At 36.6% G+C, this 21,932-nt stretch carries 15 protein-coding genes; 7 read left to right on the forward strand and 8 right to left on the reverse strand.

The features are described 5' to 3' along the window. Positions 1-283: 283 nt before the first annotated feature. The 3 genes from AADH04_RS15245 to AADH04_RS15255 all read right to left on the reverse strand — a co-directional run bounded on the left by AADH04_RS15245 (position 284) and on the right by AADH04_RS15255 (position 4,221). Complete coding sequence (locus AADH04_RS15245; RefSeq protein WP_434778132.1) at positions 284-751, reverse strand: hypothetical protein; 468 nt, start codon at positions 749-751, stop codon at positions 284-286. 1 nt (position 752) lies between these two features. Beyond that, positions 753-3,581 carry a hypothetical protein gene (locus AADH04_RS15250; RefSeq protein ID WP_434778133.1) on the reverse strand — a complete coding sequence of 943 codons (2,829 nt, stop codon included), beginning with the start codon at positions 3,579-3,581 and terminating at the stop codon, positions 753-755. A gap of 214 nt (positions 3,582-3,795) precedes the next feature. Beyond that, positions 3,796-4,221 (reverse strand): hypothetical protein, encoded by a 426-nt coding sequence (locus AADH04_RS15255; protein ID WP_434778134.1) that lies wholly within the window; start codon positions 4,219-4,221, stop codon positions 3,796-3,798. Between the two features lie 182 nt (positions 4,222-4,403). Here AADH04_RS15255 and AADH04_RS15260 point away from each other — a divergent pair, with 182 nt between their 5' ends. The 6 genes from AADH04_RS15260 to glnD all read left to right on the forward strand — a co-directional run bounded on the left by AADH04_RS15260 (position 4,404) and on the right by glnD (position 11,694). Beyond that, positions 4,404-5,135: a response regulator gene (locus AADH04_RS15260; protein ID WP_434778135.1), complete on the forward strand. Its 732-nt coding sequence runs from the start codon at positions 4,404-4,406 to the stop codon at positions 5,133-5,135. Continuing rightward, entirely contained in the window at positions 5,132-6,574 is a 1,443-nt protein-coding gene (locus AADH04_RS15265) for an ATP-binding protein (RefSeq protein ID WP_434778136.1), read from the forward strand. Before AADH04_RS15260 ends, AADH04_RS15265 begins: the two co-directional genes overlap by 4 nt. A 136-nt stretch (positions 6,575-6,710) precedes the next feature. Then, the gene (hemG, locus tag AADH04_RS15270) at positions 6,711-7,244 is read left to right on the forward strand and encodes a menaquinone-dependent protoporphyrinogen IX dehydrogenase (RefSeq protein WP_434778137.1); all 534 of its coding nucleotides are present in this window, start codon (positions 6,711-6,713) and stop codon (positions 7,242-7,244) included. A gap of 112 nt (positions 7,245-7,356) precedes the next feature. Continuing rightward, complete coding sequence (locus tag AADH04_RS15275) at positions 7,357-8,601, forward strand: multifunctional CCA addition/repair protein (protein ID WP_434778138.1); 1,245 nt, start codon at positions 7,357-7,359, stop codon at positions 8,599-8,601. After that, positions 8,588-9,145 (forward strand): hypothetical protein, encoded by a 558-nt coding sequence (locus AADH04_RS15280; protein ID WP_434778139.1) that lies wholly within the window; start codon positions 8,588-8,590, stop codon positions 9,143-9,145. The genes AADH04_RS15275 and AADH04_RS15280 overlap by 14 nt, the downstream gene beginning before the upstream one ends. Then, positions 9,145-11,694 carry a [protein-PII] uridylyltransferase gene (glnD, locus tag AADH04_RS15285; RefSeq protein ID WP_434778140.1) on the forward strand — a complete coding sequence of 850 codons (2,550 nt, stop codon included), beginning with the start codon at positions 9,145-9,147 and terminating at the stop codon, positions 11,692-11,694. The genes AADH04_RS15280 and glnD overlap by 1 nt, the downstream gene beginning before the upstream one ends. 12 nt (positions 11,695-11,706) lie before the next feature. Here glnD and AADH04_RS15290 read toward each other — a convergent pair whose 3' ends face one another. The 3 genes from AADH04_RS15290 to AADH04_RS15300 all read right to left on the reverse strand — a co-directional run bounded on the left by AADH04_RS15290 (position 11,707) and on the right by AADH04_RS15300 (position 17,129). Continuing rightward, positions 11,707-12,441, reverse strand: coding sequence for a class I SAM-dependent methyltransferase (locus AADH04_RS15290; protein ID WP_434778141.1), 735 nt, complete (start codon positions 12,439-12,441; stop codon positions 11,707-11,709). A 271-nt stretch (positions 12,442-12,712) separates the two neighbouring features. After that, the gene (locus tag AADH04_RS15295) at positions 12,713-15,916 is read right to left on the reverse strand and encodes a PilC/PilY family type IV pilus protein (RefSeq protein WP_434778142.1); all 3,204 of its coding nucleotides are present in this window, start codon (positions 15,914-15,916) and stop codon (positions 12,713-12,715) included. A 313-nt stretch (positions 15,917-16,229) separates the two neighbouring features. Beyond that, on the reverse strand, positions 16,230-17,129 hold the full coding sequence (locus AADH04_RS15300; protein ID WP_434778143.1) for a LysR family transcriptional regulator: 900 nt from the start codon (positions 17,127-17,129) through the stop codon (positions 16,230-16,232). Positions 17,130-17,224: 95 nt separating this feature from the next. Between AADH04_RS15300 and AADH04_RS15305 the strand changes: the two genes are divergently transcribed. Continuing rightward, positions 17,225-18,295, forward strand: a complete 1,071-nt coding sequence (locus tag AADH04_RS15305) for an NADH:flavin oxidoreductase/NADH oxidase (protein WP_434778144.1) — start codon at positions 17,225-17,227, stop codon at positions 18,293-18,295. 114 nt (positions 18,296-18,409) lie between these two features. Here the strand turns inward: AADH04_RS15305 and AADH04_RS15310 are convergent, their stop codons facing one another. Both AADH04_RS15310 and AADH04_RS15315 read right to left on the reverse strand, forming a co-directional pair. After that, complete coding sequence (locus AADH04_RS15310; protein WP_434778145.1) at positions 18,410-18,925, reverse strand: OB-fold protein; 516 nt, start codon at positions 18,923-18,925, stop codon at positions 18,410-18,412. 259 nt (positions 18,926-19,184) lie between these two features. Beyond that, on the reverse strand, positions 19,185-21,794 hold the full coding sequence (locus AADH04_RS15315) for an autotransporter outer membrane beta-barrel domain-containing protein (protein ID WP_434778146.1): 2,610 nt from the start codon (positions 21,792-21,794) through the stop codon (positions 19,185-19,187). Positions 21,795-21,932 lie beyond the last annotated feature (138 nt).

Raw genomic sequence — 21,932 nt, forward strand, 5'->3', positions numbered from 1 at the left:
CAATAAAAACCCATTCCTTGTCACAGGAGCTAGACTTGTATCTGTGCCACCTAATTTTGAACCATATGGAATACTTAAATCCTGTACTTCAGTTGTTCTAAATCGAACAATACTGAAACCTATCCCATCTTCTGGAAACCTCGTGTTTGGATAATCTAGCCTTAACGCTCATATACCTCATCATAAATTTTCAAGTGTTTTACATCTTCTGCTTTGACCACATATCTTTCGCGCAGTAAAAATATTGAACAATATAGAGGGTTTTCATCATATTAATTAACTTTTACGAACCAAAAAAATTACTGGCTGGACGTTTTACTTCATGAACATTAGCCACATCCTCTTTATTAATCCATTTTTGATATTCACTTCTACCAATATTTTCAAAACCTAAACCATTTCCTACCTCATCTCCTATATACAAAAGATACTGAGTATCGTTTTCTCCGATTACGGCCATCGTTACATTTTTATACTCTGCCAAGGTGTTTATGTGGTATACCTCATCTACTTCAGATGGAGTAATATCTTTTAAATAAACATTTGGCTTTCCTATTTCCCTTGGAGGTAATTCATATTCTACCCCCTTTATTATCATTGTTTTGGGTCTTTCATATAAATAGAAACCATTAGCTAAATCATTTGAGTCCATTGATTTAATCCAATATTTTATTGGCTCATTTTCAAGAATAGTTTCCCCTAACATGTACTCTTTTCCTTGATATAATGTGTATACACCATTTCTAATCATATTAATTTGCCTTTTTTGGAATCTTCATAAAATAGCCATCGCCGTCTTCTGATTTAATATATCGTCCTACAAGTTCTTCTTTCCCATTAATTACCTTATATAGCTCCGCCCCATCTCGTGGAGATTCTGAAAAATCTTTTGAAAACTTCCATTCTGGAATCACATCCCCATTTCTTGACGATAAAAACCCATTCCTTGTCGCTGGAGCTAGACTTGTATCTGTGCCACCTAATTTTGAACCATATGGGATACTTAAATCCTTCACTTCAGTTGTTCTAAATCGAACAATACCATAACCTGTTCCATCTTCTGGGAACCTTGTTCCTGAATAATCTAATCTTAACGATTCATATACCTCATCATAGTTTTTCAAATGTTTCACATCTTCTGCTCGAGCGACATAACCGCCTATAATAGGTTTCCATTCTCCAGATAGATATTTGTCTACATTTTCTAAGGGGATGGCTTTTTGTAGTTCTGTTTCTGTGGTGATTTTAGGAACCATTTCCCTCAGTTGTTTCATCTTTTGTGCTTCTATATCGGTCCAAGTATCTACTGATTTTAGATTAAGGCTTCTAAACTCCTCAGCTGTTAACCCTACAGTTTTTAAATCTTGTACAAACTGGGTTTCTTTATAGCTGAAAGGGCTTGGTACCTCTGTTGGGTGGATAATTTCTCTTGATGCTCTGGGCAAGACGGTATTTTCTATGTTGGTTCTGAAATTAAAGTTCGGATCAACTTTGGCGCCTGTAAACTGCCCTGTCACGTCTTTAGTCAACGGGATATTTTTCTCAATAAGCAAAGGAACCGTCGTGTTTTTGTGTAAGACAGGTGTTTGGCTAAAAGGGCTTGTGGGTTGTGTGTGTGTTTTATTAAAACTCAGCCCACCGTCAGCATGTTTGATATTGCTAATATCACCTATATTAATTTTATGCTTAGTTATGGCTGTGAGGGTATCATCACCACCTGCTTTAAGTAGTTTTGTCAGCTGCTTACCACCTTTTATGGGCACAAACTCACTTAGGGCTTCTGCTGAACCAAATAATAATGCGGTACCAGCCAAACCATAAGCATCAACATTGCTTTGTCTGACGGATTCTATACCCTGTTCTAATTGTCTTAAATACGGTGCTAATGGCTGACCTATGTTCTTCTGGATGATTTCTTGGGTACTAGCACTTGGGGTATAGGTATAACGCTCTTGGATGTCTTTTTGTATGGCTACTGCGCCTTCTGTACCATAAACAGCCGCAGCAGGAATGGAAGTCACACCAGCGGCCATTCTACTGCCCATACCTGTGAGCATATTCAGCCCTGTTTCAAATGCTGCTTTTTGGTTCAGTATTTTTTGTTCTGTGGCTTGATAAAGTTCTACCCCCCAGTGTTTCACTGGTTCTGGAAGAGGTAGTTTATTTAGGTTCACGCTACCCAGCATCCCTAAAACAACTTCATTATCTTTGGCTTTATAGTGTCTGGAATAGCTAAAGGGGTCTAGCTTTTGTTCTTGACGTAGCTTTTGATAATAGGGATCTTCACTCATGGATCCTCTGGCCAAATTATTTTGTTCAGTTTGTTTTTGAACGTTTAACTGCTGCTCTTCTTTTTCTCGTCTGGCCTGTTCTGCTCTAGCCATATCTATTTGTTGATTCATTTTTGCTTCTGTCGCGATACCCTCTCCAGCGACTTTTCGGTACTGCTGCTTTTGTGCTTCATGATGCTCATTAGGATCATAATGATAAGCCTTATCAGGTCTGATATTGGGAATGACATGACCATCATCTCCCTTAATTAAATGAACCTGTTTTGACGCCAACAAATAACCGTATGCGGCTTGATGATCTGTTGGGTCAAGTTTTTTGGCTAAACTTTCTCCTGTTTCACCTCTTTGGGCAATAACGGGAATACGCTCTTTTTGTAAATACTCTTCAACACCTTTACTCTCTAATATCGCTTGTGGATCCAGTGTTAATCGATAACCATCATTTAAATCAATCTTAATATGCTTTTCTGTGATGTCTAAATGTTCAATAGAAGGTGGGGTGCCTGTATGTTGGTGTACACTTCGAGCAATCGCTTTGGCTAAAGGTGGGTAATCCTCTCGAGTAAAGCCTGTGAGCAACTGATTATCTATGCCATGATCTTGGCGTAATAACTGGGTAATCTGATTTTCTCGTTCTTTATATAAAGGAGGACGTTCTGCTTGCAGTTCTTCTTTAAATTGTTCTAGGTATTGATTGGGATTAATATGATGTTGCTCATTACGTGCAGTAACAAAATATAAATCCTGTTTTTTAGGATCGTAACTTAAAGCCATTAATTTAGGCGGATCGCCTGCATGTTCATCAAGCTGTTTGACCATCGCTTCTTTTAATAGTGCTTGTTGTTTGGGGCTAAAGTGATCTTTAAGCTGGTTATCAACGTTAAATAGGTTCAGTAATTCATCAATCTGCTTTTGTCGTTCTGGATTAATGTTTTTTTGTTGTCCATCTGGTAATTCTGGCTGATGTTGTGCCAGTACTTTTTGAATATCGACATGAACTGGAATGCCTTTATCCAAAAAAGCCATGAGACTGCCATTGGTTATGGTGAGGTTACCTTTTATTTTTTGCCCTGTGGGAGAACGAGCGACTTCTATAGCCAATGCTTCGGTAAGCTGTTTTTGTTGTTCGGGATGATAATTTTTAAGAGGGTTGTCTTGTTGTAACTTTTGTTGAACGTCTTCAGTAGCCTCAGGCAGCTTCTGAGCAATACGCTGTTGCTCTTCTTGTTCCTGCTGCCAGCGTTGCTGCTGCAATATCTCTAAGTCTATTTCTAGCTTTGGCCGTTCCATTTAATGTTCAAAAAATGATTAATGATTATTCTAATTATATGACAAAATATGATTTTATGATATTTTAGAATAATCAAAAACAGAATTAAAAAAATCTACAAAAAATAAAAAATCATCATATATTTAAACCATTTTTAATCGCTCTTCAAAGGCTCTTTGGCAATAAAAAAAGCATGTTGAAACATGCCTTTTAGAGAAAATGTACAAATGGCTATTATTTTTTATTAAAATACCCTCGATCATTTAAGCGTTCACAAAAACCAAATGCGGGCGGATTATTTGGTACCGTCACTCCCTGCTCTTTTGCTCTTTTGACCATATTATTATGATATTCTTTTTGAATTAATTTACAGTCATTATAATTTTTGGCTGAATATAATTTATCTCGATGACTGATAAACTCTTCTTGAGTCATCAAATTTGTGCCTTGGTGCATATAGCCCCCTCTATGCCTATTGCTATGATTTGACCACATTTTACCACCGTGCCCATAACCATGCCCCATGCCACCACCACACCAGCCCCAATCAGCATTGGGATTATTATTGCCTGATTGGGTTGAGTTAGTTTGTGCATAAAGCACTCCTGTCATAGACAAGAATCCTAATAACACAACACTGATCGTCAGCTTTTTCATCATACACTCCTTATATTGATTATTGACACATGTAAATTTGGTATGACTGATTACACCATAATCATGTAAAAAACATATGTCAAAACCCACCATTTTTATAACCTATTATAAAAAAATAAAGCTTTGACACATTGTGTTACATTAATTTTTGTTTTTATGCGTTAAAAGTGACTACAATAGCTGTTATGGACACAATCGATCATATTTTAATTGTTGATGATGATGGCGAAATTTGTCGCTTATTAAGTGACTATTTGCAAAAAAATGGTCTAAAAACCAGTATTGCTTATAATGGCAAACAAATGTGGCAATCATTAAATAATCATCATATAGACTTGATTATTTTAGACATTATGTTACCAGGAGAAGACGGTTTAACCTTATGCCGCACACTTAGGGCAAAATCTGCGGTTCCTGTGATTATGTTAACCGCCAGAACAGAAGAGACTGATCGGATTATTGGCATTGAAATGGGGGCAGATGATTATTTAACCAAGCCTTTTAGTGCCAGAGAATTGCTTGCACGCATCAAAAGTGTATTGCGTCGTACACGAAGTTTGCCTCCTGAACGCTATTCAACGGCAATGGAAACGGCAAGCCAACTCAAATTTGGTCAATGGGTTTTGGATACCACACACCGTCATTTAATTGCCCATGATGATGTGATTACGCCATTAAGTGGTACGGAATATCGATTATTAAGGGTATTTTTAGCACATCCTAATCATATTTTAAACCGTGACCAATTATTAGACTTAACCCAAGGCAAGGAAGCTGGGCCATTAGACCGCAGTATTGATGTTCAAGTGAGCCGATTAAGATCAAGGTTAGCAGACGACCCCAAAGAGCCAACCATGATAAAAACCATACGTAATGAAGGTTATGTATTGGCTGTATCGGTAGAGAAACTACCATGAAAAAACTGATCCCTCAGTCATTATTTTGGCGTTTAATCTGGGTGCTGGTCGCTGGATTACTGGTGACACAAATCATCAGTTTAATCATCAATTATGAAGACAAAGACCAGTTACTTACTGCTACGGCAGATCAGCAGTTGGTTCAACGTATTACCGAAACCGTTGAGTTATTAGATTCTTTAAATATAGATGAGCGCCAACATATTATCAGCATTGTTAATATTCCCCCACAAAAAGTATCATTGAGTCAAACCCCAAAAGCAATTTTACAAAATAATACAGATACAACTTCTGCCCATTCAGTCAAACAATTATTATCTGGCACATTAGGTTCAAACAGAACCATATATGTTGCCCAAACAGCCAATACTGTTCCTATGATGGGGCATGGTATGGGTATGGGACATGGAAGACGACGCGCTATGATGGAAGGTAAAGAATTTGTACCAGGTATGTACCGAAATGAACACATACCAAACAACACAAACGCAGTAATAGGGGCGACTTTTATCATACAAATACAATTACTTGATGGCAGTTGGGTTATCTTTGATACTTATGCGCCAAAAACATCAGTCAGCTTGCCAAGTCGCCTAATGGTGACATTAGTGGTATTACTATTGGCTGTTTTTGTTCTTTCCTTTATTGCTGTGCGTTGGCTCACCCGCCCTTTACACGAGCTGTCTAATGCAGCAGAAGCGTTGGGAAACAATATTAATCAGCCTCCTTTACCAGAAAAAGGCCCAACAGAAATCAAACAAGCAGCACATGCGTTTAATGTGATGCAACAACGTTTAAAACACTTTATTCAAGACAGAACCCATATTTTTGCTGCTATGTCCCATGATTTAAAAACACCGATTACCCGCTTAAGATTAAGAGCAGAAATGTTGGAAGACGATTCATTACGGCAACGTTTTGAGCAGGATTTAAAAGAAATGGAACAAATGGTGAGCCAAACACTGGATTTTATGAAAGGTTTGGATACACAAGAGAAAAAACAACCAATTAATATGATGGCTTTACTTGAAAGTCTACAAACTGATTATATTGATTCGGGTAAAAATGTTTACCTGACTGGACACTCAACTCAACCTTTTGTAGGATTTGCCTCATTATTAAAGCGTTGTTTGGTTAATTTAATTGATAATGCGGTTTTTTATGGCAAACAGGCATCAATTATTATTGAAGATACGCAAGATAAATTCATTATTCGTATTCAAGATAATGGTTCTGGCATCGCTCAAGAAGAACAAGATAAAGTATTTGAACCTTTTTATCGCTCAGAACACTCTCGCAATAGACAAACAGGTGGCACAGGGCTTGGCTTAACCATTGCCAGAAATATTATCCATACTCATGGTGGGGAAATTATCTTAAATAATTTAAAAAAAGGTGGTTTAGAAGTCACTTTAATTTTACCCAGAACCAAGATATAAATATATTTTGATCAAATTACATTGTATATATAAATAATTTATTAAAACAAAGATCTATATTTGATCTTTTACAAATAAGCTTGATCTATAAAACAATATACTTTCATAATTATTGAACCAAAATTGAAGATAAAATATGAGCGCACTCTTATTGTATATAAGTCATGATGGTCAAACAAAAACCATTATGCATACGATTGCAAACACTTTACAAAAAAATAACATTGCTCATAAAATATGCAATTTACACGAGCTATCAGATATCAACCTTACCGCTTACTCAAGTATTTTGATTGGTGCACCCATTCGTTATGGTCATTTTCATCATAAGCTGAAAAAATTTATTGATGCACATCAGTCTTACTTAAACAGCATTCCATCTGCTTTTTTTTCTGTGACCCTGACGGCCAGAAAACTGGAAAAACGAAGTCCTCAAACCAATTTATATACCAAAAAATTTTTGCAAAACATTCCTTGGCACCCTACTTTAACAGCTGTTTTTGCTGGTGCATTGCGTTACCCACAATACCGTTGGTATGATCGGTTGATGATTCAGTTTATTATGAAAAAAACAGGTGGGGAAACAGATACTACGAAAGATATTGAATATACTGATTGGCAGCAGGTTAATCAGTTTGCAGAACATTTTTTAATGCTGACTAAAAATTAAATAGACCGATAAAATTAATCTTTTCAAATTGGCAAAAATTTGTTACTTTAAATTATTGAAAAGCCCCCCAATTTAAATAACATCACACATATTAAAGAATCGTAAAAACGTTATGATCAAAACATATCTGGTTGGTGGCGCTGTGCGTGACGAACTGCTTAAATTACCAGTAAAGGATAAGGATTGGGTTGTGGTGGGTGCCACACCAGAGTATATGCTCTCTAATGGTTTTACTTTAGTTGGGCAAGATTTTCCTGTGTTTTTACACCCTAATACGCATGAAGAATATGCATTAGCCAGAACTGAGCGTAAAACCCATAAAGGTTATACAGGGTTTCAAGTATTCTCTTCGCCTGATATTACTTTAGAAGAAGATTTAGCCCGAAGAGACCTCACCATTAATGCCATAGCCAAAGACGCAGATACTGGGGAAATAATTGACCCTTATCAGGGGCTAGAAGATTTAACAAACGGTGTATTGCGTCATGTCAGCCCAGCTTTTGTGGAAGACCCAGTACGTATTTTACGTTTGGCTCGCTTTGCCGCTCGTTTTGGTTTTTCTATTGCACCTGAAACTTTAGATTTAATGAAACAAATGGTCGCTGATGGCGAAGTCGATGCACTGGTTCCTGAACGGGTATGGCAAGAGTTAGCAAAAGGTCTGATGGAAAGACAACCTTCTTTGATGATCAAAGCATTACATGAATGCCATGCTTTAGAAAAAATTTTGCCAGAAGTCGCTGCTTTATTTGGCGTACCTCAACGAGAAAAATATCACCCTGAAATTGACACTGGTATTCATACGCTTATGGTCATAGATATGGCGGCTAAAATGCAGCTGAATTTAGCGCAACGATTCAGTGCACTGGTACATGACTTGGGCAAAGCATTAACCCCAAAAGATATTTTACCGGGTCACAATGGACACGACAAAAGAGGTTTAATCCCATTAGAAAATATGGTTAAACGGTTAAAAGTACCCAATGAATGTTCTGATTTAGCTCAATTGGTTGTCAGAGAACACATACTCTTACATAGTGCTTTTGAACTGACGCCAAAGGTTGCTTTAAAAATACTGGCCTTCTGTGATGCTTTTAGAAGACCTAAACGCTTTACTCAAGCATTAGATGTCTGTATTGCCGATATTAGAGGACGCTTAGGTAAAGAGGATTCACCCTACCCACAGTATGAACACTGGTTAAATTTACTTAAAGCGGCAAACTCTATTCATGCAAAATCTATTGCACAAAATACAGAAAATCCCCATGATATAGCACAGAACATTTTTAAAGCACGGTTAGAAAAACTGACACCTGTACAGCTTGAAAAAAAAGGGCACTTAAATGGGCATTATTAAAAAAACACTTATGGGCTTATTAAGTATATTTACCTGCTCAATGGCTTTTGCCAGCAATGTGTTCATCAGTTGTTCAGCTAACGTCAACCATGATTATCTACAAGTACGTTTAACCTTACGTAACTTCAATGTCACTGCAAAAAAAGATCAGGCTCAATTCGATTTATGCTTAACCAAAAACACCCAAACTCAATGGCGCTCTGTATCTGTATCGCCTTATATGGGCTATGGTTACTATCCAAGGTTTCATGGACATCATCATTACAATTATGGCTTTGCTTTTGACCCTTTTTATGACATGTATTCATATCCACAAAGTTATGAAATCAATACCCTTCAATTGACTTTAAAAAACCAGCAAGGTCAAACTGTCTGGCAAGAAGAAAAAGCAATTGGTCGAAATCTTGATGACACCATAAGAGAATTAATTAATCATATTCCTTTAGAACTGGCACAAAATAAAAAACCACTTGATTATTCATTACAAGACTTTCAAAAAAGCTATGTCACACCAGAAGAATTCGAAAAAATAAGGTTATATTGATGGTCAACACTCAAGATATTAGCCATTATTATCAAAATCAATTTGCCATTCTTGTCCAACAATATCGGCAAAAACCACACCCACACCAGTTTTTAAAACAACATACTGATCTGGTAAAAGACGTTTTAACACAGATTTGGCAATTATACGTGGGTGCCTTCCCTCATTTAACCTTAATTGCCACAGGAGGGTTTGGCCGTGCTGAACTGTACCCCTATTCTGATTTAGATTTAGCCATCATTAGCTTACACGAGCTAACAGCAGATGAAGAGCAAGCAGCCAGCACTTTTATTCAAGCTTTATGGGATATGCGTTTTTCCCCTGCTCCGAAAATAGGCAGTTGTACCCAATTATTAGAATCTGCACAAAATGATTTAGAAGCGGATACAGCTTTTTTAGAAAGCAGTTTCATCACTGGCAATCGATCTTTATTTCATGTTTTTTTAGAACAATTGGCGTATCAACGCAATGTAGTGGCATTTTGTGAAGGAAAAATTCTAGAACAAGAGCAACGCCACTTTAAACAACAAAGTAGTGGCACACAATTAGAACCTAATATTAAAACTTGCCCAGGCGGACTAAGAGATATTCATACCATTATCTGGATTGCCAAAGCGCAAGGGTTGAGTATTGATTTGGATAATCTGGTTAGTCGTAAAATTTTAACTAAAGATGAAGCCCGATTATTATTACATAGCCATAAACAACTGGCCAGATTGCGCATTGATTTACACTTAGAAACAAGTCGTGCAGAAGAACATTTTATTTTTGATTTGCAAACTCAAATTGCCACAATCTGGGGCTTTAAAAATGAACCCAAACGTTTAGGTTGTGAACAACTGATGCAAGCGTTTTTCCGTGCAACCAAAACCATTAAGCAACTCAATCAGATATTGGTTCCTGTCTTTCGTAGCCGTTTATACTCTCCCTTTCCTCGGGTAGTTACTGAATTAGATGAATATTTTTATCAAGTTGGCCACCTTTTGGCAGTTAAAGACCTATCTTTATTCGATCAGCATCCTCATTTTATTTTTAAAGCATTTGAGCACATTCAAACCAATAAAAATTTAACGGGATTTGCCCCCAGATGTTTGAGGGCATTGTGGCATGCGCGCCGTAAAATCAACCTCCATTTTCAGGAAGACCCAGAAAATCGTAAACGATTTATTCAATTTTTTATTCATGGTCAAGGATTAACTCATACCCTGCGCATGCTCAATTTATACGATATATTGGGTCGTTATTTACCTGCTTTTGGTAAAATAGTTGGGTTAATGCAATTTGATTTATTTCATATTTATCCAGTTGATGACCATATTTTAATGGTTGTACGTAATTTAAGAAGACTGACAATGGATATGTACAGTCATGAATTACCACAGCTATCAGCTTTAATGCAAAACTTTCATCAAAAACACATTTTATATCTTGCCGCTTTATTTCATGATATTGCAAAAGGTCGAGAAGGTGATCATGCAAACGAAGGAATAACAGATGCGAAAAACTTTGCTTTAGCACACTTTTTAAATCAAGAAGAAACAGAACTACTCACTTGGTTGGTTCAAGCACATCTGGTCATGTCACAAACCGCTCAAAAAGAAGACATTCAAGATCCAGAAGTCATTAAACGTTTTTGCCAGACAGTACAAACCCAAACTCGCTTAACTGCTTTATATCTATTAACGTGCGCCGATATGCGTGGAACCAATCCTAAAATTTGGAATAGCTGGAAAGCCAGTTTGTTGGCCAATTTATTTCAATCAGCGTCAAACTTACTTAAATCCCAACACAGTGCAAATACGCAGCTTGCACCACAAACATTAAAAGAAAATATTACTGAAACCTTAAAGCAGCAAGGCTATTCTGAGGCTGAGCAGCAGACACTTTGGCAAACTTTGGGTGATACTTATTTTATTCGACACCCAAAAAATGATATTTTATGGCATGCACGTCATTTAATGGGTCAAGAACAACAAACCTTAATTGCCTCTCGCATTTTAGAAGGCAGTCAAACCATTCAAGTAATGGTTTACACCCCTGATAAACCGCGTACCTTTGCCAAACTTTGTCAGTTTTTTGATGCTCAATCATTGGATATTCTAGATGCTCGTGTCTTTACCAGTATGGACGATTTTGTTTTGGATACTTTTACCTTGCAAGACCTCAATAAAAGCCAAACAGAACTGTCTTACTTAAGTGAGCAAATTACCCAACAATTACATGATTTTTTAGAATATAACCATAAAATTAGCCTGCCACAACAAAAGACCAGCAGGCGTTTACGTTATTTTCCCATTATCCCAAGCATTACACTGATTCCTGAAGAAGAACCATATTTTTTCCATTTAGAAGTCATTGCAGGTGATTTACCTGGTGCACTCAATAAAATTGCTCATTTATTTTCTGAATTTAGAGTCAGGTTATATTACGCAAAAATCATTACCTTAGGCGATCGCTTAGAAGACAGTTTTTTAATTCACTGCCCACAATTAAGTGAAACCAAAACCCAATTGGCATTCAAAAAACAATTGTATGATATTTTTGTATAAATACAGCGTAAACTATTTTTTTTGAGCACTGACCAACAAAAACATCGGGCGACGCAATTCATCTTGATATTCTGGGTATTTTTTTAGTAACTGAGGATCAGGTTGTGGTTCAATTAACCCTGTTAGCTGAAACCCTTTTTGTAATAAGGTTTGAATATAAGTGGTTAAGCTTTTATGATATTTTGATACTTCTTTCCCAAGAAAACGAGATTGACGTTTACCCTCGCTAAAATATTGGTCAACTGGCCAATGCAAAACCTTATTTTGTTCTGAGTAATGCCAATCTTGTTGACCTTGCGCTGTAAAAATTGGATGCTCTACTGAAAAAACAAAATCGCCCCCACTAACAAGGCAAGAAGAAACTTTAGTGCACACATCAACAAAAGATTCGATGTAATGAAAAGCCAAGGAACTGATCACCACATCAAATGAATTTTCAGGGAAAGATAAATCTTCTATGGCTAATTGTTGGTATGTTACATTGCTAAAGCGATTTTTTTCATTGGCTTGTTCAAGCATTTTTTGTGAAATATCGGTGCCAACAACCAACGAAGCCCCTTGCTCAGCAGCATATTGACAATGCCAACCAAAACCACAGCCTAAATCAAGGACTCTTTTGTTTTTAAGTTCTGGAAACAATGTCCTAAAAGCATACCATTCCCCAGCTTCAGCCAATCCACCAACAGATCTGGCCATTTTGCTGTACTGTTCGAAAAACTCGGGGTTATCGTATTTATTTTCTTTCATGACCTGCTCCCAAAATGAATGAATGCTAGACAAAGTGAACTATTCTATCTTTTTATCTAAGCATAAAGGCTATCTTAGCCAATCGAAATAAGCAATAAAAGATTATGTTAAGAGAAATGAAAAATAAAGGGAGTATTTCAATTTTATTCAATATAAATTAAAAAACATTATGCATATAAAAAAATAGACCTTTAATAATAAAAAGTAGTGTTTCAATATCACCATTAAAATAGAAAGGGAGAACATTGTATCTGTTCTCCCTTTACCTACCTTAAGCAATCGTTCGCCAGCTAATTCGCCTTGACACAGATGAAGGACACTTTACCTCAATAAATTCATTACCTTCCCCTGTTGAAATAACCAAAACGCTGCCATTCTCACATTGCTTTGCCCCTTCTTCTGCCTGTTTCCCATAAGCACGCTCAACCCCCGTATTATTCGTGGCACCATATGCGCTTCTGTTATTATTATTTGAGGACAACAAAGTCATTCTGCCCATTAAAGTATTGTATTTTTTTCCTGAAACAATTTCCCCATTTGAATTACTCAGTAAACCGAGCTGAGCAGTATTTCTTTTTGGGGTTCCGCCATCTATGGCTCTGAGCTGTAATAAGCTACTATTTGAACTTGACGAAGCCCCGAAACATTTAATATTGCTGTTAGGGCCAACATTTGCTAAACCTGAATAACCAATGGTGCTAACAGTTAATGTTCCCGCTATAATTTCAGAATCATAAATCACACGTGATCCATCGGGGCTATTTAAGTCTACAAACCAACCTTTTTGTGTCTCTGTACGAAGGTTATTCGAATTAATCAAATACACTTCACCATTTGTTTTATCTTCTTGCTCAGATAGACTTTGTTTTAAAAATTTACTGTTATCGTTTCTATCTGCATAAGTTAAAGGTGTAGGATCTAAATCACTGATATCATCATAAATACCATAAACACTTTGAATATCTGTTGACTCTAAATCCTGTTGGAAAATACCACTTCCTGTCCCAAATAAAACAACGACTGTGTGTCCATTTACATATAAAGAAGGTTTTGTCGTAATAGGCTGTGAAGGGTCACCCTTATAAATAAGTTTCGCTGTCCATTCTGAAGAATCTTTTCCCCTAAAATCATAACGATAAAGATTACCCTTTGAATCTCCAGCATAAACTAAATCAATCACATCTGAGTTATGCAAAGCAATAGGCGCTGGTGTAGACAAAGCAGCGTTCCCAACCTGAGCATCGGGCTGTAATGTTGCAAGCACAGTACCAGGTTTATCTGTGGCTGCAATAGACCCCGTTCTACGTACATTGATACCTAGAGTATCCAGAACATAAAGTGTCGGTTTTTCTTCCAAACTTTGGTAACCATTGGCCAGAAAAGTAGCTTGTCTGACATCATCATCTATTAAAGGAAGCTGGTCTTTGTCACGTTTTAGAGCCAAGCGATCAACCATTGGGGTACTGATGGTGTAACCAATTTTTTCAGTACCAGTATAGGCATTACCAAATTTTTCATTACTGGTATCCCATAAAGGTACAGTATCTTTCCATTTCTTATGGGCATTTTGATCTGCCGTTGTATTTGATGCAGAGTTACCCCTGTCTACATCTATCCCAACAAATGCTCCGGTAGCTTCATTAGTGCCCCCAATATTTAAAGCATACGCCGCTTTACCACCTTCTCCCAATGCTCCAACAACAAAAGTATGTCCATTAACAGTTGTTCTATCCGTCATGCCACCGTTCAAAAATGCCATTCGGGGTACATCAGAACCATAACCAGGGGCTGCTCTAAAAACAAGATCTTGAATTAAGGTTTGGCCACCTTCTCGTTGAGCCGAACCAGGAATATAAGCAAATTTTTCAGAATAAGGGCGATTTGCATAATAGTTACCTAACCCCATGGTTGCCGCAGTATAAATTCTGACCTGGCCATCATTTGAAGGAACCACCATAAATTTAGGTAGGTCGATCCTACCCCAACCAGACATATCTGTTCTTGAAATGGTATAACCTGTCAACTTAATTGGTGAGTCGATAATCTCCCCTAAGTGGCGTTTCATTGCATCATTTGTTATCCCACTGTCAACAACTGTCGAGCGTTGACGAAACCCTGTATTGGCATCACAACAAGGGCTTTCCCACCCCGTTAACCAATTTATATAACCTTGATCTTTACGCCATTTGGTTGTATCTTTACTGATATCAATACCTAAAGCACCAAGGTTGAATTTATTGTTCATCTCAATATCGCGTTTGGTGTAATCAGATAAACGATAACGATGTAAATCTATTAATCCACCTTCTTCTGAAGAATCACTTAATACAGCTGTACGATAAGTTTCATGTGATGAAATTGGGTATTTAATAATTGCCTTGCCTTGATTATCTGTAATAGGTTGCAATGTTTTACTATTCAAAAGCGTCATTTCTAATTCAGAAGACCATTTATCTGGATCTAACTTAGGTGTAACAATCACGACATTATTACCAGAAGCTGAATTAATTGGTCCACCAATACCTGATTGATTTGGCGTATATTTCGGTGGTTGATATTGTAGCTTTCCCAAAATTCTGGTTAAAGCTTCAGCCAATTTAGAAGCTGTTGTTGCTGCTTCATAAAAGCCATTACCATAAGTAGCCAAATTAGCTAACGAAGTCGAATTGGCATACATGCCAACAGCAGAAGTACGGATATTTTGTACAGGAAAGAATGAGTCATCAAAACTAACACCTTCAAGATCATTGCCACCTTGCTTATAGTCATAATTAGAAGCAAACTGTACGATATTAGCGTTGTAACCATTCACATTGATTTTATTCTCAGGATCTACATTGTTTTGTGCAATACCATCACCAGATTCACCATCGGTAATGGCCAAAACAAAATTTTGCTGACAACGATATTGCATGACATTATCGCCGATACCCTGAAAACCATTGGTGCCCCCCATATAATTATAAATGGTACGCAAACTTGCGTATAACGGGGTACCACCTGTTGGTGTGAGTTTATCAACATTCTCCAACAAATCATTAATATGGGCATCTGTTGTATCTTTAATATATACTGTAATAGCGCCATTGGGGCGTGAATAATTATTATTGTAATAAGTCAGTGCAACCCCTGCTCCTTTAACTTCTTTATCCTTTGTTGTCTGGTTATTCATAAAAGCCAATCCCCAGCGGAAATGTTCTTTATTTTGTTTCATAACCAAAGTTGCGACTTCTTTTGCCACCTCATCGCGGCGGCGGTAAGTACCATCTTCCTGCCTATCTGTGGCACTCATACTTGCAGAATTATCAAGCAACATCATTAAATTTGGTTTTGTTTTGTTGATTTGCCTCGTTTGCATATATAGTGGTAAATTTGGAAATAGATCTGCAGCTAATGTAACAGGTGAATGACCAGCCACAATAGCGCAAAAAACCCCGAAAGTGATTATTTTAATAGGAAAAGCAGGTATATTCATAAAAACGATTCTATACAATGTATTGATAAAAAATTTTTATAAATATATAATATCTAAAGGCAATAAATAAAATATTATATAGTAGTGAATTATGTTTTAAAGTAGCAATAGAGCAATTGCTCTATTGTTTAAGAAAAATGATAAATATACCGTCAAACTTAATTAATTTATCATTTGATTAAAATGTCTTACTCGTCTTTGTTTTAAAAAATACTCCATGTAACCAAAATAACAAGAAATCATCTTAAGAAATAAAATCCTCTTAAAAATTTCTTTATATTTATAGTCATTTATCTTAATCCTGAAGATGCAACTATTTCACACAAGTTTCCCACATCAAATTACGAAGCCATTGTTGTATCGGGTCTCGGTGAGAACGTTCATGCCATGCCATAATTTTGGTGTAACCCTGGATGTCTATTGGTGGTTCTATTATTGCTAAATGATCGAAATCTCTGGTGATACGCTCAGGTGCAACAGCAATAAAATCACTTTTTTGTAAAATACTGGGTAACAATAAAAAGCTGGTAACAGACAATGATACATTTCTGCTTCGACCAATTTTGGTCAACGCTTCATCAGTTACACCTGCAAATTGCCCACCATTATGAGAAACCAAGATATGCTCTAAAGAACAAAATGTATCAAGTGTTAATTTGCCTGATTTTGCTGCAGGGTGGTCTTGACGCATCACACAGACATACCGTTCCTGATAAAAAATTCGACTGTGTAAAGAAAGTGGAGAATTATCCGAAGAAGTTAAAATCAGATCCAACTCCCCCCTTTCTAACATTAATTGTATATCAACCTTATGATAAGAAAGAAATGCCACTTTAACGTGTGGCGCAATTTTTTTTAATGCCAACACAAAAGGTACGCCAATAGCTGACATATCATTATCATTTGCAGCTACATTGAATGTCGTGTGCAGTTGCTCAGGATTCACTTGGATAGGTTGTACCAAATCATTAATATCAGCCAAAATTTGTTTCACGGGGCCAGCCAATGCTAAAGCACGATCTGTAGGGACCATGCCATGTGGCACACGAATAAATAAAGGGTCATTAAATTTATAACGTAAACGGTTAAGCATACTGCTTACGGCTGGCTGTGTAAGAGACAACTTAAGGGCTGCTCTGGTGACATTACGTTCATCTAACAACGCATCCAGTGCTTTAAGTAAATTAAGGTCTAGAGATTGGATATCATTCAAATTTATATCACTTATATTAATCATTTATTAGATTTATAACACTTTTCATTTTATGATACAAGATATCGAAAACACAATCATAAGGAAAAATTCACATGGCTAAATTACGCTACCTCAATACACCATTTACCATAAAAAACTTATCACTCAAAAACCGTATTGTTATGCCACCTATGTGCCAATACCAAGCAACTGATGGTATCCCGAATGACTGGCATTTTGTACATTATGTATCGCGTGCTGTAGGGGGTGTCGGTCTCATTATTGTAGAAATGACCAATATTGCACCCAATGGGCGTATTTCGCCAAACTGTTTAGGGCTATGGAATGATACCCAAAGAGATGCATTTAAACGAATTGTCGATGCTGTTCATGCACAAGGAGGGAAAATTGGCATTCAAATTGCTCATGCTGGTCGAAAAGCATTAGGTACGGATGATGTGGTGTCATCATCGGCGACGATTTATGATGGCACGCCTGATGCAGGAGAAGGTAAATGGGGATACAAAACAGCCAGAGAATTAAGCAAGGAAGACATCGCCCAACTCATACAAGCATTTCAAAATGCTGTAAAGCGTGCGGTTGAAGCAGGGTTTGATGCCATAGAACTTCATGGTGCACATGGTTATTTAATACACCAGTTTTATTCACCAAAAATGAATCAACGCACAGATGAATATGGTAAAGATAAAACACTCTTTGGCGAACAAGTCATTAAAGCAGTCAAAGAAGTGATGCCCGTTGACATGCCATTATTCATACGCATATCGGCGCAAGAATATGGAGAAAACGGCTTTGATTTAGCTTATGGATGTAAAGTAGCAAAATGCTTTGCTGATGCTGGAGTGGATATGATTCATGTCAGTGGTGGTGGAGATGGCCAGCTTGACTCTAAACATACACCGGTGTTTCATGCAGGTTATCAGGTCTACTTAGCTCAAGCCGTCAAACAAGCGACAAGCTTACCTGTTATTGCAGTAGGTATGCTCGAAGAGCCTCAAGTAGCAGATTATGTACTTGCCACTGGCAGTGCTGACTTGGTTGCCATTGGTCGTGGGCTTTTACGTGATCCTTATTGGCTTTTAAATAGTCAATACAATCAAAAAGCAACCGATAGTGCTGAAATACAGTTTGTGCCTAAATCGTATCAAGGCAGCTTTTTGTAAAACAATAAAAAGCCTTCAAAACTATAACTCATTCATTCAGTAAAAAATAAACCTCTATAATTTAATATTATAGAGGTTTATTCGAACGAACAATTGTATCCATCACATCATATTTTACTGGAAAATACAATGTTCAAGCATTGGTGCCCCCATTATCTCTCCACCACCAACACACAATAATTTGACCTTTTGACCTTTTTTAAGTTCAAGGATTTTATCTTCTTCTGAATCTTTAAAACGAGCCTGAGGCGTAATAATCTCAAATTGCCCACCTGCTTTTAATGTCACGAAGGCCTTGTCAGTAATATCTGCTTGAATATTATCTATTCGTCCACTCACGGATAATTGCTTACTCTTATATTTCTTATTAGCAGCCATTTCATTTGTTTTATATGCCTTTAATAATTCATCTGCTGTCACCTCAATCACAGGTTCATCTGTTTGAATCAAAGTCTCTTCTTGTGAAGAGTGTGTCATACTGTCTTCCTGTGCCGAACTTACTTTTGGTGAGGTTACTGATGTTTGAGAGTTATCTATCTTACTGCCCCCTTTTTTGTTATCCCCAAAAATGATACCAATCACAATAAGAATCACCAAAATAATAGCAGCCCACTTAAAAAAACGTTTCATGCAATGCATTCCTTCCTTCTAAAAAAAAGACCAACCCTATCATCATCTGATAAGATATTTTTAGTATTTTATAAAATATAAATTATTGAAATAAAATATTATAGAATGCAACATTATTTGCCATAATAAGCGATTAAAAAACATTTATATTAAACAATAACTATTTAATTTAAAAATCAAAAACAATCATTTTATATTAATAGCATACAAAAAAAGAAGGTACATTATGTACCTTCTTTTTTATTTTTATGCTTATGATCTAAAAACTATAGCGATAACCTATATTCCATTGTGTATGTTTATATTTATTACTGTTTTCATAGTCAATATCAGCATGAATGCTGTGCTGCTTATTGATATTGATTGATGTACCCAAGCTATTTTGCCATCTGCTGCCTTTAAAACTATGTTCCTCTTTTGAGTCATTGACATAATAAGCCACTCTATCTTTAAATTCATGAATCAATTGGCTTCTGGCATAAATATTCACTGGCACTTTAGTCTCATTAAATTGGTAACCAACCTGCACACCGCCTCTGGCTTGTACTGAAGTATAACCATCAATATCTACTGTCAAACCTTTGTCTGTGCGAAACTGAGTTGATTCATTATTGGTCACCAATAATTGAGCTTGTGGTTCAATGTAAAAACCGCCACTGCTGTCTGTTATATTAAAACGTTTACCTGCTTCTACGGAAAAACTATAGACATCTTTTGAGGCACTTGCTCTCTGACGACCACTTGATTGCATGCGTGCATCTATTTCTTGTTTGACTCGACTGTATTTGGCTATAGCATCTACATAAAATTGGTTATCTGTTACATAAGTACCATAAACACCCAACTGATGATCTTTTACTTTGCCTGTACTGCCTTTATTGTAGTCAACATCTGCCTTTGTCGTACCTGCCATCACGCCCAAATATACACGCTGGTTATCGGCTAAGTTAATTGAAGTATCTGCACCTATATGCATGCCGTTATAGTCCATATCAAAACCTTGTAACATGCCATTGGCTTTGCTGTCGAACTGACCGTTATAACTGCGAATCCAAACATTGTTTAAATGTTCAGTATTGCGTAAATCACCCATTCTTTGTTGCAAGTTGTGCATTTGCACTTCATTAAACATATAACTTGTGATTAAACTATTGGCTGCTGCCGATGCGGTGTTAGACAAAGACGGCTTACCACCATTGTTCCCCGAACCATTACCGTTGCCATCAGGTAATGCTTTACCTTCAATTGAAAACGTACCCTCTTTTCCCAAAATCATATCATACACATAACCGCCCAATTCGATTTTATGATCAGCATTGGTAAAGGTGAAAGATGCCTCTGTAGGTAATAAGCCGATATCATTGTAATCTACCATTTCATAAATTTGCCAACCAATCACTTTTACTTCGGGGTTATCTTGAACGTTAATCAAATAATTGTCTTGTACACTTTCTTTAATCACAATTTGGTCATGATCGCTACCTGTTGTACCCACACGCATATTAATCTCTGCACCACCTAACATTCGACTGACCGTTAAGGTGTGAAACTGAGGCTTTGTGTTATTTTTATCTTGATTCACAAAATTAATGGCAACATTTGGATCTGTTTGTAAACTTTGTATGTTTGAGCTTCCTGTCATATGCCAAACTGCATCCCCTTTATTTGAGGCAAAAATATCAACAACTAGATTTTGCCCAGCCCCCCCAATAATATGACCAGTCCATTTAGCATCATGAATGTACATATAACGTGAAGCGTCTTCACTCATAGTGGCATTGCTTAAATCAAGATTACCTGTCCAACTTGAACCATCATGCAGATAAAAATCGAGCCTGTCTTCCATTTGCAGATCAGAATTTAAAACAATATTACCATTAAATATTGTATGATCATTTACATTCATATGAACATATTCCATATTTGTAATTGCAATATCCCCAGCGAATAAAGAATTTGTTCCAATTAAAGTAAAATAACCTAAGCCATCAATGTTTTTCGCTTTAATCTGTCCATTCCACTTACCTGCGTACAAATCAAAAGTAAAATTAGCCCCCTGATAGTCAACATTCCCCTGAAAATCTACATTAGACAATGAAAAGTTAATCTCCCTTACGGCCATAGAATTATTAGTTTGAGGTAAAACAGTAATGTCTCCAACCCATTTTGTTTCATGTAAACCAACGGAAGATAAAACAGGTACCGTGACATTACCAGAAAAAGAAAAATATGCAAAATAAATTTCGCTAGCATAATTTGTGCCGTTAGGATCTGTATTTTCTTTGATGGTAATATCACCAGTCCATGATGAAGGCGCATCTTCTAGAGCAAAAGCAGACAAAGAAATACCTTGCCCATTGTTATCAATATACACACCATCCGATCCTGTATTAACAACGCTATTTTCTCCCAGAGAAAAAGAAACAGGAGTGGACATATCTAAACTAGAATCGATATTTCCTAAAATACGCACAGGCCCATCTAAAGTACTATTACTGCCAACATGAATGCTAACATTGCTCAGACCATTTAGTTGGCTTCCTCTATCATAAAAAATACCACCTGTTTTAGTGCTGTCTTGCAATATTAATGAAAAAGTAGAAGTTGCGTTTAACTTACCATCCCAACGGCTGTCATTATTAAGAATAATGTCATAATTTGATTCTTCACCTAATAAATTTAAGTCACCTTCTAATGCAGATTGATTATCTAAAATAATGTCCATACTAGAAGCAGCAGTTTGATCTGTAATATTCCCTTGGTGAGTTTGCCCATCTAACTCAAGTAAAACATTAGCATTTGCATGAGCAGAAATAGTGAAACATAATATTTTCAGTAAATACGGTATAAGCTTTTGTTTATCTTTCATGACACCATGCTCCCCTTATATTAAAAATCCAAAATGAATAATTTTTAATTACATTATATTATTCATTTGGAAATTTATATATTCCATTAAAGGGAAAATGTAAAATTTAACAATTTAGTGTCTCTTTTAAATATATAA

The sequence above is a fragment of the Neisseria sp. Ec49-e6-T10 genome (assembly GCF_051132615.1).
Taxonomy (GTDB): Bacteria; Pseudomonadota; Gammaproteobacteria; order Burkholderiales; family Neisseriaceae.

Excerpts from the sequence above, each read along its gene's own strand:
- AADH04_RS15245 (WP_434778132.1), bottom strand. The coding sequence starts at position 751 with ATGATTAGAAATGGTGTATACACATTATATCAAGGAAAAGAGTACATG.
- AADH04_RS15250 (WP_434778133.1), bottom strand. The coding sequence starts at position 3,581 with ATGGAACGGCCAAAGCTAGAAATAGACTTAGAGATATTGCAGCAGCAA.
- AADH04_RS15255 (WP_434778134.1), bottom strand. The coding sequence starts at position 4,221 with ATGATGAAAAAGCTGACGATCAGTGTTGTGTTATTAGGATTCTTGTCT.
- AADH04_RS15260 (WP_434778135.1), top strand. The coding sequence starts at position 4,404 with ATGGACACAATCGATCATATTTTAATTGTTGATGATGATGGCGAAATT.
- AADH04_RS15265 (WP_434778136.1), top strand. The coding sequence starts at position 5,132 with ATGAAAAAACTGATCCCTCAGTCATTATTTTGGCGTTTAATCTGGGTG.
- hemG (WP_434778137.1), top strand. The coding sequence starts at position 6,711 with ATGAGCGCACTCTTATTGTATATAAGTCATGATGGTCAAACAAAAACC.
- AADH04_RS15275 (WP_434778138.1), top strand. The coding sequence starts at position 7,357 with ATGATCAAAACATATCTGGTTGGTGGCGCTGTGCGTGACGAACTGCTT.
- AADH04_RS15280 (WP_434778139.1), top strand. The coding sequence starts at position 8,588 with ATGGGCATTATTAAAAAAACACTTATGGGCTTATTAAGTATATTTACC.
- glnD (WP_434778140.1), top strand. The coding sequence starts at position 9,145 with ATGGTCAACACTCAAGATATTAGCCATTATTATCAAAATCAATTTGCC.
- AADH04_RS15290 (WP_434778141.1), bottom strand. The coding sequence starts at position 12,441 with ATGAAAGAAAATAAATACGATAACCCCGAGTTTTTCGAACAGTACAGC.
- AADH04_RS15295 (WP_434778142.1), bottom strand. The coding sequence starts at position 15,916 with ATGAATATACCTGCTTTTCCTATTAAAATAATCACTTTCGGGGTTTTT.
- AADH04_RS15305 (WP_434778144.1), top strand. The coding sequence starts at position 17,225 with ATGGCTAAATTACGCTACCTCAATACACCATTTACCATAAAAAACTTA.
- AADH04_RS15310 (WP_434778145.1), bottom strand. The coding sequence starts at position 18,925 with ATGAAACGTTTTTTTAAGTGGGCTGCTATTATTTTGGTGATTCTTATT.
- AADH04_RS15315 (WP_434778146.1), bottom strand. The coding sequence starts at position 21,794 with ATGAAAGATAAACAAAAGCTTATACCGTATTTACTGAAAATATTATGT.